At 70.8% G+C, this 15124-nt stretch carries 12 protein-coding genes; 8 read left to right on the top strand and 4 right to left on the bottom strand.

The window, feature by feature from the left end; translation table 11 throughout:
- The first annotated feature begins 6 nt into the window (after positions 1-6).
- From GC203_RS06290 to GC203_RS06275, 4 genes are all read left to right on the top strand, one after another.
- Positions 7-975 carry a mitochondrial fission ELM1 family protein gene (locus tag GC203_RS06290; protein ID WP_293452568.1) on the top strand — a complete coding sequence of 323 codons (969 nt, stop codon included), beginning with the start codon at positions 7-9 and terminating at the stop codon, positions 973-975.
- 154 nt (positions 976-1129) lie between these two features.
- Positions 1130-3469 carry a calcium-binding protein gene (locus GC203_RS06285; protein WP_293452565.1) on the top strand — a complete coding sequence of 780 codons (2340 nt, stop codon included), beginning with the start codon at positions 1130-1132 and terminating at the stop codon, positions 3467-3469.
- An 82-nt stretch (positions 3470-3551) separates the two neighbouring features.
- On the top strand, positions 3552-4571 hold the full coding sequence (pseG, locus tag GC203_RS06280; protein ID WP_366501506.1) for a UDP-2,4-diacetamido-2,4,6-trideoxy-beta-L-altropyranose hydrolase: 1020 nt from the start codon (positions 3552-3554) through the stop codon (positions 4569-4571).
- Between the two features lie 119 nt (positions 4572-4690).
- On the top strand, positions 4691-5938 hold the full coding sequence (locus GC203_RS06275; protein WP_293452558.1) for an NAD(P)-binding protein: 1248 nt from the start codon (positions 4691-4693) through the stop codon (positions 5936-5938).
- 10 nt (positions 5939-5948) lie between these two features.
- Here GC203_RS06275 and GC203_RS06270 read toward each other — a convergent pair whose 3' ends face one another.
- From GC203_RS06270 to GC203_RS06260, 3 genes are all read right to left on the bottom strand, one after another.
- Complete coding sequence (locus GC203_RS06270) at positions 5949-7475, bottom strand: NAD(P)/FAD-dependent oxidoreductase (RefSeq protein WP_293452555.1); 1527 nt, start codon at positions 7473-7475, stop codon at positions 5949-5951.
- Between the two features lie 167 nt (positions 7476-7642).
- A complete protein-coding gene (gene pseI, locus GC203_RS06265) occupies positions 7643-8698 on the bottom strand; it encodes a pseudaminic acid synthase (protein WP_293452552.1) in 1056 nt (351 codons plus the stop codon).
- A gap of 36 nt (positions 8699-8734) precedes the next feature.
- A complete protein-coding gene (locus GC203_RS06260) occupies positions 8735-8941 on the bottom strand; it encodes a hypothetical protein (RefSeq protein ID WP_293452549.1) in 207 nt (68 codons plus the stop codon).
- Between the two features lie 96 nt (positions 8942-9037).
- Between GC203_RS06260 and trxB the strand changes: the two genes are divergently transcribed.
- Both trxB and GC203_RS06250 read left to right on the top strand, forming a co-directional pair.
- Positions 9038-10039 carry a thioredoxin-disulfide reductase gene (gene trxB, locus GC203_RS06255; RefSeq protein WP_293452546.1) on the top strand — a complete coding sequence of 334 codons (1002 nt, stop codon included), beginning with the start codon at positions 9038-9040 and terminating at the stop codon, positions 10037-10039.
- 10 nt (positions 10040-10049) lie between these two features.
- On the top strand, positions 10050-10535 hold the full coding sequence (locus tag GC203_RS06250) for an N-acetyltransferase (protein WP_293452544.1): 486 nt from the start codon (positions 10050-10052) through the stop codon (positions 10533-10535).
- A 2-nt stretch (positions 10536-10537) separates the two neighbouring features.
- Here the strand turns inward: GC203_RS06250 and GC203_RS06245 are convergent, their stop codons facing one another.
- Positions 10538-11656, bottom strand: coding sequence for a cell wall hydrolase (locus GC203_RS06245; protein ID WP_293452541.1), 1119 nt, complete (start codon positions 11654-11656; stop codon positions 10538-10540).
- Positions 11657-11969: 313 nt separating this feature from the next.
- On the opposite strand from GC203_RS06245, the gene GC203_RS06240 reads away from it, so the two are divergent.
- Together GC203_RS06240 and nadA are read left to right on the top strand one after the other, a co-directional pair.
- Complete coding sequence (locus GC203_RS06240) at positions 11970-13877, top strand: ATP-binding protein (RefSeq protein ID WP_293452538.1); 1908 nt, start codon at positions 11970-11972, stop codon at positions 13875-13877.
- A gap of 163 nt (positions 13878-14040) precedes the next feature.
- Complete coding sequence (gene nadA, locus GC203_RS06235; protein ID WP_293452536.1) at positions 14041-15123, top strand: quinolinate synthase NadA; 1083 nt, start codon at positions 14041-14043, stop codon at positions 15121-15123.
- Position 15124 lies beyond the last annotated feature (1 nt).

Raw genomic sequence — 15124 nt, 5'->3', positions numbered from 1 at the left:
CGGTCGATGACCGCCGGACGACCCTTGCGGATCTGGGCCGTTTCCGACGGCCGCGCCGGCATCGAAGCCCAGGCCCTCGGCCTCGCCGAGGCCGTCGCGCGGCTGCGCCCCGCCCTGATCTCCGTCAAGCGCATCGGCTGGCGCGCGGGCCTCGGGCGGCTGCCGTGGCGGCTGATCCCACCCGCGGCGCGCACGGGCGACCCGATCGAGCCGCCCTATCCCGACATCTGGATCGCGGCCGGGCGGGCCACCCTGCCCCTTTCGACGCGGATGCTGGCCTGGGCGGAGGGCCGCACCTTCGTGGTGCAGACGCAGAATCCGCGGGCGCCGCTCGACCGCTTCGACCTGGTGATCCCCCCCAAGCACGACGGGCTGTCGGGCCCGAACGTCGTCGCGATCCTGGGCGCGCCCAACCGCCTGAGCCCCGAGCGGCTCGCGGTCGAGCATGCGCGTTTCGCCGAACAGCTCGCGCCGCTGCCAAGGCCGCGCGTGGCGGTGATCGTCGGCGGCAGGTCCAAGGCCCACGACCTGCCCGTCGCCCGCGCCCAGGCGATGGCCGCGGTGGTGAGCGACGCGGTGACGGCCGCGCGGGGTTCGGTGCTGGTGAGTTTCACCCGCCGCACGCCGGCGCCCGCCCGCGAGGCGATGGCTGCCGCCTTCAGGCGCCTGCCGGGAATCGTCTGGGACGGCGCCGGCGACAATCCCTACTTCGCGTTCCTCGCCGACGCCGACGCCATCCTCGTCACCGAGGACTCCACCAACCTGGCCACCGATGCGGCGGCCACCGGCAAGCCGCTGTTCGTGCTGCCGATGGCCGGACGGAGCGCGAAGCTCGCCCGCTTCCACGCCGAGCTCGAACGCCGGGGGATCGCGCGTCCGTTCGCCGGCGAACTGACCGCCGAACCCTACCCGCCGCTCGCCGAGACCGACCGGGCCGCCCGCGAACTGTTGCGCCGGTACGACGGATCGGCCTGAAGGGCGAAGAAAACTCCACAACCCCCAATGGTTTCTTGCCGCCCCGGCCCCGCGCGGTAACCTTACCTAAGGATTTGCGGTTAGCCTCCCGGCAAGGGACGTCAACCGATTCGCATTGAGGGGCCGCACAGTGGCAATCTATTTTTGGGAAGATATGACCGCCGCGCAGGCGGCGTCCTTCAGCTCCAGCTCCGACCAGATCATCTTCAAGACCCAGACCCTGACGGCGGCTCAGGTGTCGGTTTCGTTTGTTCCCTTCACGGTGAACACGCCCGACTATGTCGTCCTGACGGCGCCGGGCAAGAGCCTGCAGTTCGCCGACCCGGGCGGCTTCCGGGCCACCTCGACACTGGGCGGCTCGGCCGCGACGTTCCCGGACGGCTCGCTGCTGTACGCCGGCACGACGGACAGCGACACCGTGACGGGCACCGCGGGCGCCGACGGCCTGTACGGCGGCCTCGGAGACGATCAGCTGTCCGGCGGCAGCGGCAATGACGTGCTGCAAGGCAACCAAGGCGCCGACACGCTGAACGGCGACGCGGGCGACGACGTCATCTACGGCGGCAAGGACAACGACGTGATCAACGTCGGCGCCGGCGAAGACGCGAACATCGTTCAGTTCGCTCAAGGCAATCTCGGCAACGACAGCATCACGGGCAGCGCCACGCGCGACCTTCTGCTGGGCGGCAAGGGCGACGACAGCATCAGCGGCGGCGGCGGCGCGGACTACATCCTCGGGAACCTGGGCGACGACACCCTCGTCGCCTCGACCTCCGCCGACACGCTGGGCGGCCAGGACGGCAACGACAGCATCGACGGCGGCGGCGGGAGCGACTCCATCACGGGCGACGCCGGGGATGACACGATCTCGGCCACCTCGGGCAACGACACGATCGACGCGGGTTCGGGCAACGACCGCGTCACCGGCGGCGACGGCGCCAACAGCAACTCCCTGGGCGACGGGGACGACACCGCCTCGAGCGGGGTCGGCAACGACACGGTGGTCGGCGGCGCGGGCGCAGACACCATCACCGACGCCGGCGGGAAGAACGTTCTGACCGGCGATGCGGGAAGTGATTCCATCACCGGCGGCGCGGGCGCGGACAGCATCGACGGCGGCGCCGACGCCGACACGATCGTGGCGAATGCCGGCAACAACACGATCGTCGGCGGGACCGGCTCGGATACGATTTCCAGCGGCGGCGGCGACGACTCGATTCTGGCTGGCGACGGCGATGACACGATCTCGAGCGGCGCCGGCACCGATGTGGTCGACGCGGGCAACGGCGCGAACCAGGTCTCGCTGACCGGCGGCGGCACGATCACGACCGGCACCGGCAACGACACGATCTCGGCCGGCGCGGCGACGGGCGCCATCACGGTGAACACCGGAGCGGGCAACGACGACGTCACCACGGGCGGCGGGGGCGACAACATCACCCTCGGCGAAGGCTCCAACACGGTGAGCGGCGGCGCCGGCGACAACACGGTCACCGGCGGAACCGGCGTCGACAACATCACCGTGCTGGGCGGCAACGACGTGGTCAGCGCGGGCAACGGCGACAACGTGATCGACGCCGGCGGCGGGAACAACAACGTCACGGCCGGCCTTGGCAACGACAGCGTCGTCACCACCGCCGGCAACGACACCATTTCCACCAGCTCCGGGGCCGACACCATCGACAGCGGCGCCGGCCTCGATCAGATCGACGCGGGCGCCGGCAACGACAGCATCACGTTCACCGGCCGCGGTGGCGTCCTGGCCGGCGACGGCAACGACACGATCGACGGCTCCGGCTCGTCGCTCGGCTCGATCCTGGATGGTTCGACCGGCAACGACTCGATCGCCGCAGGGTCCTCCGACGACACGATTTCGGGCGGCGCCGGCGACGACACCATCAGCGGCGGGGCCGGGCTGAACTCGATCAACGCCGGCGACGGCGCGAACGATGTCACGGGCGGGAGTGACTCCGACACGATCACGACCGGAAGCGGCAACGATACGATCAGCGCCGGCGCGGGCGACGACAACATCAACGCTGGCGCGGGCGCCAACCAGGTGTCCGGCGGCGCCGGCGACGACACCATCGTCGCGGGAGCCGGAAACGACACCATAACCGGCGGCACGGGCGCGGACTCGATGGCCGGCGGCACGGGCGCCGATGTCTTCGTCATCGCGGACAGCGACTCCGGCGTGGTCAGCGCAACGACGATCGACCGCATCAGCGATTGGTCGACGGCCGACAGCCTGGACTTCAGCGGAGTGGCCGGCAGCGGCGCGAACTATACGGAATCGGCCACCGTGGCGGCGGACTACACGTCGGGACTGACGGCCGCCGAAGCCGAAATGAACGGCACGGTGCGCTACGTCGCCGTCAAGGTCGGGGCGGACGTGATCGTCTTCTTCGACGCCGACGGCGACACCAACGCGGACGAGGCGGTCCTGCTGGTGGGCAAGTCGCTCACGGATATCGACTCGACCAACATCATCTAAGGTCGAGTTCCTTCTCGAGACGCGGGGCCGCCCTTCGGGGCGGCCCTTTGCTTTTGGCGCGCATCGGCGCATTGCGGGTGTGGTGACCGGTCCGCGCATCCTCTTCGTCGTCGACGCCGGCCCCGAGGTCGGGGGCGGTCACGTCATGCGTTCGCTCACCCTCGCCCGCGCGCTCCAGGCCCAGGGCGCGCAGTGCGGGTTCGCCGGGCCCCCCGCCACGGCCGAGATCCTGGACGCCTTCGCGCCGGACATGGCGCGCCGCGTCGCCGCCGATCCGACCGCCGCCGCCGCCCGCGAGGCGTTCGACGCCATTGTCTTCGATCACTACGGCCTGTCCGAGCCCGACCATTCCGCCGTGGCCAAGGGCTGCCCGACACTGGTGATCGACGACCTGGCCGACCGGGCGATCGGCGGCGACATCGTGCTCGACTCCGGCCCCGCCCGCAGGGCGGAGGACTACCTGGGCCTGGCGCCGGAGACGGCGCGGCTGCTGCTCGGCCCCCAGTTCGCGCCGATCCGGCCGGAATTCGCCGCCCTGCGGGCGGCCACGCTAGCCCACCGGGGCGGACCTGTGCGTCGCATCCTCGTCGCCATGGGCCTGACCGACGTGGGCGGGATCACGGCGCGGATCGTGGAGCGCATGCGGCCGAGGATCCAGGACGTGGCGCTCGACATCGTCCTGGGCGCCGGCGCCGCCAGCCTCGCGGGGCTCGCCCGGGTCGCGCGGCGCGACGAGCGGATCTCGCTGCACGTCGACACGCCCGACATGGCCGCCCTCACCGCGGACGCCGACATCGCCGTGGGCGCGCCGGGATCGTCGACCTGGGAGCGTTGCGTGCTGGGGCTGCCGTCGCTTCTGGTCGCGCTGGCCGACAATCAGCGGCCGGCGGCGCGCACGCTCGCCGAGCGCGGCGTGGCGCTGGTCGTCGACATCGACGAGCCCGAATTCGACGCGGCGTTCGATCGCGCGCTGTCGCGCCTGTTGCGCGACGGGGACCTGCGGGCCGACCTGTCGCGCGCCAGCGCCGAGGTCTGCGATGGCGAGGGCGCCGCTCGCACCGCCGAGGCCTTCCTCAAGCTGATCGCGGGCCGCGAAGCCTGACGGAACCGCGCTCTTAACCCCGTATTCGCACCCGTCTGGCAAAGCTCCGGCATGGGCGCGTCGATCGACAACCTAGGCAGAAGCCGGCCCTCACGAACCCCCCGCCTGGAGCGGGTGGCATGAGCCGGGTCAGGATCATCGGCGGGGGCCTCAGCGGCGTCCTCGCCGCCTTCGAGGCGCATCGGCTCGGCGCGCGCGACATCGAACTCCACGAGCGCTTCGAACAGCTCGGCGGCAGCGCCCTGCCCACCGAACGTCACGGCGTCGAACTGCGCGAGCGCTTCATTCCCTTCGGGCCGAAGGACGACCCCGTCCGCCAGCGCCTGGAAGCCCACGGCGTCGCCTTCGACGAGGTCGAGAACCGGGTCGGATCGGTCAGTCCTTCCGACGCGGGGCCGCCCCGCTACACCCCCGGCTTCGACGGCCCGGCCCTGCCGTGCGCCCAGATCGCGGTCGACCAACCCCAGGGGCCGAGCCTCGCGGGCCGGATCATCGCCTTCCCGGCCGAGCTGCGCGAACCCCTCGCACGCTATGTGCGCTGGCGGCTGGGGCCCGGTTCGACCGAGGCTCACGCCAACGCCGCCGCGTCGTTGGGCGTCGCCCGGATATTGCCCCTCGACGCCGATGCGGCCAGCTTCGCCGCGGCGCGGCGAAGCAACCCGCGGATCGACGCCTTCTTCGCCATGGCCCAGAATCCGTGGGCGCACGACGATATGGATGCGGCGGGCGAGCCGGCGGGCGGCTTCGGCGCGCTCTTCCGCCGGTGTCATCGCGCACTGCGCCAGATCGGCGTGCGGATCCAGGAAAGCAGCTTCGTGGCTCCGCGCCAGGCGCTCGTGGAGCACCGGCCCGGCGATGTCCTGGTGTGGGCCGCCAATCCGGCGCCGCTGTTCAGGATGTTCGACCGGCCCGTGCCGCGCCTGCTCGAGACCAGCCACGCCGCCTACGTCTTCGCCGCCCGCTGGACGGGGCCGCGCCCCTTCCGCGTCAACAACTTCACGGCCGACGGCGTCTGCTTCCGCGTTTGCCTCTACGAGAGCGCAGGCCGCACGCTGCTGACGGCCGAATGCGCGAAGGAGGCCGACCCCACCGACCTTCGCTACGAGGTCCACCGACTGGTCAGCGGCTTCGAGGGCGACCTCGCGCTCGGCGAGCTGCTGTGCTCGTCGGTCAAGCCCCGGTGGACCTACCAGACCGTGGAGGCGGTCGCCGCACTCGCCCAGCTGCGCGGGGAGTTCGGCCAGAGGTTCGGCGCCGGCGCCGTGTCCAACGGCTGGGAGCATGGCGCGCCGACCGAGCGCTTCCGCCACCTGGCGGGCGAACTCGGCGCGGTCCTGGCGGCGAACGTCCGGGCGTCCGCCGCCTGATCCGCGATTCCTAGGCCGCGGCGGGCCGCGCCGACGCGGCGGCGCCCTGGTACACGAAGGCCGCGTCGTCGAGATCGATGAGCGGAAGCTCGTCCTTCTCGCGCCAGTAGTCCTGGCTGTGCTGCCACTCGGGCTTGTCGCCCCGCTTGGGCAGCAGGTGCATGCTGCGCATCAGGTAGCCCGGGTTGAAATTCTCGGGGTCGATCCACGACGAGAGCGGCATGTCGGCGTCTTCGGGCCGCAGGGCCACCGTCACCTTCTTCGCCCCCTTGGCGTCCATGTGCTGGAGCATCCGGCAGACGAAATCGGCGACGAGGTCGGCCCGCAGCGTCCAGCTCGCCCGGAAGTAGCCGAACACCCAGACCATGTTCGGCACGCCAGTGAACATCATGCCCCGGTAGGTCACGGTGTCGGCGAAGTTCAGCGCCTTGCCGTCGATCACGAAGGGGATGTCGCCCAGGATGTTCAGGTTGAACCCGGTCGCGCTGATGATCACGTCGGCGTCGATCGTCTCGCCCGACTTGAGCAGGACGCCCGTCTCGGTGAAGCGCTCGATCTCGTCGGTGACCACAGAGGCCTTGCCCGCCTTCACGGCCTGGAAGATGTCGCCGTCCGGCACGAAAGCGATGCGCTGCCGCCAGGGGCGGTAGCTCGGCGTGAAATGCTTCTCGACGACCTCCGGACCGACGAAGGCGCTGACGCCGGCCAGCAGTTCCTGCTTCACCGCCTCGGGCTCCTCCACGGCGCGATGCGTGAAGGCGTCCTGATCGTGCAGGATCTTGCGGCGCACGATCTCGTGGATCCAGGTCTCGTCGATCTTCAGCTCTCGCAGCGTGTCGGCCAGCTCGTTGGCGTTGCGCCCCGGGATGAAATAGGTCGGCGAGCGCTGCAGCATGGTCACGTGCGCGCACTGGTCGGCGATGTTCGGGATCAGCGTGGCCGCCGTGGCGCCCGAGCCGATGACGAGCACCTGCTTGCCCTTCAGCTCCAGGTCGTCGGGCCAGGTCTGCGGATGAACGATCCTGCCCTTGTAGTCGGCCATGCCGGGCCATTCCGGCGTGTAGCCCTTGGATTGCCGGTAGTAGCCCTGGCACATCCAGAGGAAGTTCGCCGTGAACGTCAGGTACTCGCCGGTGTCGAGGCGCTCGACCTCGATGGTCCAGAGGTTGTCCCGGCTGGACCATGTGGCGCCGGAGATGCGGTGGCGGTAGCGGATGTGGCGGGAGAGATCGTTCTCCTCGATCACCTCGCCCATGTACTTGAGGATTTCGTCGGCCGTCGCGATCGGCGGCCCCACCCACGGCTTGAAGCGATAGCCGAAGGTGTAGAGGTCGCTGTCCGAGCGGATGCCCGGATATTTGTGGGTGAGCCACGTGCCGCCGAAGCTCTCCAGCGTCTCAAGGACGACGAAGCTCTTGTCGGGGCATTGCTGCGTCAGGTGATAGGCGGCGCCGACGCCCGAAATGCCGGCGCCGACGACGAGGACGTCGAAATGCTCACTGCCGGCCTGTCTCGCCGATTGGACCGTCGCGTTCACGGAACCCTCCCGTTCTTATCTCGGCCGCGAGTTTCCGCTGCTGGGACCACGCCACATTGACGGAAATCAAGCCTAAGTGAACATTGATAACAAACCACCGATAACAAATAATCCGGGCCTGCGCCACGGCGACGCGCGCGATGTCGCCTGCGTCGGGGCTCGTACCCCTAGGCCAGCATGTCCCAGGCGAGCGGCTCGCCCCGGGCGAGGTCCCGCGCGGCCTTGCGGCCCAGCACCTCGTCGAGGTGGGCCGGGGCCAGGCCGTCGCCCGGCCGGATGGAGCGGATGTTGGCGCGGGTGATCGCCTCGCCCGCCTTCACGTCGGCGGCCACATAGAGCGAACGCCGGAACTGGGCGTTGGCGCGTTCCGAGCCCAGCAGGTCGTAGTGCGCGCGGCCCAGCGCCTTCCAGGCGTCCTTGCAGTCGCGCACCAGGGCCTGGAATTCCGCCGGCTCCAGGCTGAAGGCCGAATCCGGCCCGCCGTCGGCGCGGGCCAGGGTGAAGTGCTTTTCGATCACGCTGGCGCCCAGGGCGATCGCCGCGACCGACGCGGCCGTCCCCATGGTGTGGTCCGAAAGCCCGACCGGACAGTCGAAGCGCCCGGCCATGTCGGCCACGGTGCGGACGTTGGCGTCCTCGGTCACCGCCGGATAGCTCGACACGCAATGCAGCAGCACCACGCCCGGGGCGCCGGCCGAGAGCGCGGCGTCGCGGGCGGCCTCGATCTCGGCCAGGTTGGCCATGCCGGTCGAGATGATCAGCGGCTTGCCCTTGGCCGCGGCGTAGCGGATCAGCGGCAGGTCGACCGCCTCGAACGAGGCGATCTTGAAGGCCGGCGCGCCCAGTCCGTCCAGCAGGTCGACCGCCGTCTCGTCGAAGGGGCTGGAGAACAGGATCACCCCGCGCTTCCGCGCCCGCTCGAACAGGGCCGCGTGCCATTCGTAGGGCGTCTGGGCTTCCTGATAGAGCTCGTAGAGGCTGCGTCCGTCCCACAACCCGCCGTGGATTTTGAACTCGGGCCGGTCGACGTCCATGGTGATGGTGTCGGCGGTGTAGGTCTGGATCTTGATGGCGTCGCAGCCGGTGGCGGCGGCCGCGTCGATCATCGAAAGCGCGCGCTCCAGGCTGCCGTTGTGGTTGCCCGACAGCTCGCAGATCACGAACGGCTCGTGTGCGGCTCCGACCTTGCGGCCGGCGATCTCGATCTCGGGCGACGCGCTCATTGGCCGCCAGTCTAGCCCGGTCGGCTGAAACGCGCGTTAAGCAAGATCCAGCGGCAGATCGCCCTGTTCCGGCTCGGACTTGTCGTTGTCGACGGCCGTCAGCATGCCCAGCGCGAGGCCGGTTCCCAACGCCGCCATGGCCAAGGCCGAGAACAGCCTGAGACCGAATCCGAGCGCGAGACCCGCGCCCGCGGCGGCCCCCACCAACGCGGCCGTGCCGGCCGTCTTCACCTGATCGCTCATCGGCGCCTCCATGCGATATCGGCATCTACGGCCAAGCAGGCGGTTCGTTCCCTCGGCGCCGTCGCGCGGAACCGGAATCGTCACTACATTGGGGCCATGTCCGACCCTAGAAACGTCCGCTGCCTGATCGTGGGCTCCGGCCCCGCCGGCTACACCGCCGCCGTCTACGCCGCCCGCGCCCTGCTGAAGCCGGTGCTGATCCAGGGCATCCAGCCCGGCGGCCAGCTCACCATCACCACCGACGTGGAGAACTATCCGGGCTTCGCCGACGTGATCCAGGGCCCCTGGCTGATGGAGCAGATGCAGGCCCAGGCCGAGCACGTGGGGACGGAGATCGTCAACGACATCGTGACCAAGGCCGATCTCAGCCAGCGCCCGTTCCGGCTGGAGACCGACAGCGGCCAGGTGTGGCTGGCGGAGACCCTGATCATCGCCACCGGCGCCCAGGCCAAGTGGCTGGGCCTGGAGACCGAGCAGAAGTTCCAGGGCTTCGGCGTCTCGGCCTGCGCCACCTGCGACGGCTTCTTCTACCGCGGCAAGCAGGTGGTCGTGGTCGGCGGCGGCAACACCGCCGTCGAGGAGGCGCTGTTCCTCACCAACTTCGCCGAACGGGTCACGATCGTGCATCGCCGTGACGAGTTCCGCGCCGAGAAGATCCTGCAGGAGCGGCTGTTCAACCATCCCAAGGTCGTCGTGGTCTGGGACCACGCCATCGACGAGGTGGTCGGCGAAACCGATCCGATGGGGGTCACCGGCGTTCGCCTGAAGAACGTCAAGACCGGCGCCACCCAGACGCTGCCCTGCGACGGCGTCTTCATCGCCATCGGCCACGCGCCGGCCTCCCAGCTCTTCCAGGGCCAGCTCGAGATGGACGCGAGCGGCTATCTGAAGGTCAAGCCGGGCACGGCCTCGACGGCCATCGAAGGCGTCTACGCCGCCGGCGACGTCACCGACGACGTCTACCGCCAGGCCGTCACGGCCGCGGGCATGGGCTGCATGGCCGCGCTGGAGGCGGTGCGCTTCCTCGCCGAAGAGGATCACAAGAAGGCCCATCACCCGATCGCCCACGAAGAGGCGCAGAAGATCGGCGCCTGGTGAGGCGCCGGGCGTGATCCGCTACGCCCGCTCCGGCGACCGTCCGGCCATCGCCGAGGTCAACCGCGCCGCCTTCGCCCGCGACGACGAGGCCCGGCTGATCGAACGCCTGCGCGAGGCTGGGGACGTGCTGTTCGAACTGGTCTCGGAGGCCGACGGCGAGGTGGGCGGCCATATCCTGTTCAGCCGCCTGTGGGCCGACCGCGAGCACCTGTTCGCCGCCCTGGCCCCCATGGCGGTGCGTCCGGGCCTGCAGCGCGGCGGCGTCGGCTCGGCCCTGGTGCGCGCCGGCCTGGAGAACGCCAAGGAGTTCGGCGCCCACGGCGTGCTGGTGCTGGGCCACGAAGCCTACTATCCGCGCTTCGGCTTCTCGGCGGAGACGGCGGGCCAGGTGCGCGCGCCCTATTCCGGCAGCCCGGCGTTCATGGCGATCGCACTGGAGCCGGGCGCGTTCGACGCGCCGCTCAGCGTCGCCTACCCCGACGCCTTCTCGGGCTGAGGTCAGTCGCCGGGCGCGGCCTGGACCGTGGGCGCCGGAGCCCCCGCGGCCGGGGCGTCCAGCGAACGCTCCACATCCGCCAGGCTGGCGTTGATCCGGCGAATCTCGTCCGCCGTCGGCTGGCGGCGCGACGGCGTGAGCGCCCCGGCCACCCGCGTCCGCACGCCGTCCGCGGCGGTGGGATCGGCGACCTCGTAGGTCCGCACCTCACCCGCGACCGCCAGGGTGATGGTGCGCCGGGCCGGGATCTGCTGGTCCTCGGGCGCGAGCAGGCCCTGGGTGCGGGCGTCCACGCCGCCCAGGATCGCCGGCGTCAGCTCGGCCTCGCGGCCGGCGTAGCGGCCGGTGAAGGCGGCCGGTTCGCCCCAGGGACCCGTCCAGCGGTAGAAGATGTGCTGGCCCACCTGGGCCATCTTGACCAGCGTCGGCGCCCAGTACGGCGCGACGTAGTCGGCGTGATAGTGCGTGGCCGATCCCACCTGCCGGTCGACGTGGCCATCGAGCGCGCGCTCGGCCACCTGGCGGGCCCGCCGCCACAGCGCCGCTTGCGGGGCCCGCGCCAGCGAGCCGTCGCAGGTGAAGGTGAACTGGCAGCCCGTCGCCCGGGCCGCGCCCTGGTAGACCACGCCGCAGATCGACTTCGGATAGGCCGGGTGGCGCATGCGGTTCAGCACCACCTGGGCCACCGCCTCCTGCCCCACCTCCGGCTCACGGGCGGCCTCGTAGTAGACGGCCTGGGTCAGGCACTCGACGGCGCGGGCGCGGTCCTCGCCGGAGGCGTGCAGCACGAACGGCCGCATGGGGCGGATCGGCAGGTCGGACACCGGGCGCAGGGCGTTCAGCGCCTCGGCGGTGGCCGCGTCGTCCGCACCGAAGCCGAGGCTCGGGGTCTTGTCGATGTCGAGCCGGCCCCATCCCGTGGGCCGCGACCAGAAGTCCACGCGCCGCAGCCCCGGATCGTGGCGCAGCGCCAGCGCCCGCATCGCCGGGTCCATGCCGGCCGCCAGCCGCCGCAGGCTGGCGTCGGTGAGGTCACGCGCGGCCAACCGGATCGTCTCGCGCGCCAGCCCGCCGCCGGACGGCGCACACGCCGGGCCGGCCGCCAGCACGGCAAGGGCCACGACGGCCCCGGCCTTCGCCCATCTCGGGCGGAACCAGCGTTGGAAAGATCCGTTCAGAACCAAGGTCTCCTGCGGCGCAGCGCGCCGCATATAGTCGCAAACCGACGGGATTTGGACTCGTATCGGGCAGGAATTGGCCGGAGAGCGCGCGGGCGGGTCCCGGGACCGGTCTCCGCGGCAAGGTTGCGTGGGCTCCCCTTACCCCTCATGCTGGCCGGGTCCCAAGGGGGGATGGCACGGTATGGCGTCGTTGAAGCCATCGTTGTGGCCGTTGCGGATGATTCCGCGGCGCTCGCCCCCATTCCTGACGGCCTTGCTGATCGCGACGGGTTCGCTCCTGGCCTCCATGGCCGTCCGCGGCCTGCTCATCGGCTTCGAATACGCGCCCGGCCTCTCGGCCACGACCTTCCCAGCCCTCATCGTGACGACTCTCTACGCGGGCCCGCGCTGGGGCTGGGCGACCCTCGCCGTCGCGCTCGGCGTCGGTCTGCTGAATACGCCGCGCGTCTCGGCGGACCTTTCCGTCTCCGAGGTGCTGATCATGTTCGCGCTGTCGGCGGCGCTGACGGTCGTCGTCTGCGCGAGTCTGCGCGAAGCGCTCCTGCAGCTCGACGAGGCCAACGCCGCGCGGGCGGCGGCCCGCCAGTCCATCGAAATCACCGAGACGCGGTTCCGCGCCCTGGCCGACAGCGCCCCGATCCTGATGTGGGTGACGCAGACCGACGGCCGCCGCGAGTTCGCCAACCGGGCCTACGTCGACTTCCTCGGCGTGAACTACCAGGCCGCGATCGACTTCGACTGGCGCAAGGTGCTCCACCCGGACGACGTCGCGCGCGTGCTCCAGGAGCAGGTGGCCGGCGAGAGCTCCCGGACCCTCTTCACCCTCGAGGCGCGCTACCGCCGGCGCGACGGCGACTATCGGTGGGTCAGGTCCGTGTCGCAGCCGAGATGGGGCCCCGACGGCGGCTTCGCGGGCTTCGTGGGCGTCGGGTTCGACGTCACCGACGCCAAGCGCGCCGAGGACGACCTCAAACGCATCAACGACCTGCTCGCCGAGCGCGTCGAAGCCGCGCTCAGCGAGCGCGACGAGGCCGAGGCCGCCCTGCGCCGGGCCCAGAAGCTGGACGCGATGGGGCAGCTCACCGGCGGCGTCGCCCACGACTTCAACAACCTGCTCACCGTCATCATCGGCGCCCTCGACCTCATGCAGCGCCATCCCGGCGACGCGGTCCGCCGCGACCGGATGATCGAGGCGGCGGCCGGCGCCGCGCGGCGCGCCGAGCGGCTGACCCAGCAACTGCTGGCGTTCTCGCGCCGGCAGGCCCTGAAGCCCGAACCGGTCGAGATCGACCGGCTCCTGAACGGCATGGAGCCCCTGCTCCGCCGCGCCACCGACGAGACCGTGACCCTGACCATCGCGCCGGACGCCCGCGGCGCGGTGGCCAACCTCGACGCCGGCCAACTCGAGGCCGCGATCATGAACCTGGTCGTCAACGCGCGCGATGCGGTCTCGGTCGGCGGCGCCGTGCAGATCATGACGTCGCGCCGGCAGGTGGGCGCCCGCCAGATCGAGGGCCTGGAGCCCGGCGACTACGCCTGCGTGTCGGTCCGCGACAACGGCTCCGGCATGGACGCCGCGACCGTCGCGCGGGCGTTCGAGCCTTTCTTCACGACCAAGCCGCAGGGACGCGGCACGGGCCTGGGCCTGTCGCAGGTCTACGGCTTCGCCCGGCAGAGCGGCGGGAGCATCACGGTCGAGAGCGCGCCCGGCGAAGGATCGTGCTTCTCCGTCTACCTGCCGCTGGTCGAGGCCACGCCGATCGCGCATCCGGTCGAGCCGAGCCCGGCGGCGGGCCCGGCCCTTCGGGTCCTGCTGGTCGAGGACGATCCCCAGGTCGCCGAGCTGGCGCAGGCCATGCTGGAGGAACTCGGCCACAGCGTGCGGCCGGTCGGGGGCGCGTCCGATGCGCTGGCGATCCTCCGGACGGGGGCGGAGGTCGATCTCCTGCTCACCGACCTTATCATGCCGGGCGACCGGTCGGGCGTGGACCTCGCCCGCGAGGCGGTGAGCCTCCGTCCGGACCTGCCGGTCATCCTGTCGTCCGGCTACACCGGCGAGACGCTGAGCGCCGCGGAAGGGGCGCCCTGGCCGCTGCTGCGCAAGCCCTACGGCGCGGACCAGCTGGCCCACGTCATCGCCGGGGTTCTGCCGCCAGTCTGACTTTCGCCGGAAATTGGCGCTTGCGTACCGCCGCGTCAGGCCTATATGTGTGTCAAGCTGGTTTTGCTCCAAGTGAGCATAAGCATGCGGCGCCCGGGCCTCGACGCCTTGGCGCGTTTTTAAAGGCCAGAGAAATGCTCACTTTGAGCATAAGGAGGACTCCATGGCCGACGGCTTCCAGTTCGCGTTCACCCCCGAGGTCGAGGCCCTCACCCAGCCGGCCTGGGAGAAGGTGAAGCGGCACGTCACGCCCATGGAGTGGCGCCTCCAGGCCCCGCTGATCGCCGAGATCAACCGGCTGAAGCGGGAAAGGAACGCGGTCATCCTGGCCCACAACTACATGACGCCGGAGATCTTCCACGGCGTGGGCGACTACGTCGGCGACAGCCTGGGCCTGGCCAAGGAGGCCGCGCGCTCGGACGCCGCGGTGATCGTGCAGGCCGGCGTCCACTTCATGGCCGAGACGTCCAAGATCCTCAGCCCCGAAAAGCGCGTGCTGATCCCGGACCTGCGCGCCGGCTGCAGCCTGGCCAGCTCGATCACCGGCGCCGACGTGCGGCTGATCAAGCAGCGCTACCCCGGCCTGCCGGTCGTCACCTACGTGAACACCACCGCCGACGTGAAGGCCGAGACCGACATCTGCTGCACCAGCGCCAACGCCGTGCAGGTGGTCGAGGAAGCCGCGCGGATGTGGGGCGTCGACCGGGTGATCCTGATCCCCGACGAGTTCCTGGCCCGCAACGTCGCGCGCCAGACCGAGGTCGGCATCATCGCCTGGAAGGGCCGCTGCGAGGTGCACGAGCGCTTCACCGCCGCCGACATCCTGGAGATCAAGGCGGCCTGGCCCGACGCCGAGGTGCTGGCGCATCCGGAGTGCCCCGCCGAGGTGCTGGAGGTGTCGGACTTCGCCGGCTCGACGGCGGCCATGAACGACTATGTGCTCAAGCGGAAGCCCCGGCGCGTGGTGCTGATCACCGAGTGCTCGATGGCCGACAACGTCGCGGCCGATGCGGTCGACACCGAGTTCGTGCGGCCCTGCAACCTGTGCCCGCACATGAAGCGCATCACCCTGGAGAACATCTACGAGGCCCTGGTCGAGGATCGCTACGAAGTCATCGTCGATCCGGCCATCGCCGAACGCGCCCGCCTGGCCGTCCAGCGGATGATCGACCTGCCGCCGCCGGCGAAGCCCGCGCGCTACGACCTGGTCAAGGCCCGCCACCACGTGGACGTGGAGCTGATCTGAG

The sequence above is a fragment of the Phenylobacterium sp. genome, from assembly GCF_016124325.1.
GTDB lineage: Bacteria > Pseudomonadota > Alphaproteobacteria > Caulobacterales > Caulobacteraceae > Phenylobacterium.
Note: the sequence above shows the minus strand (reverse complement) of the source record. Positions and strands in the feature narration are given on the sequence as shown.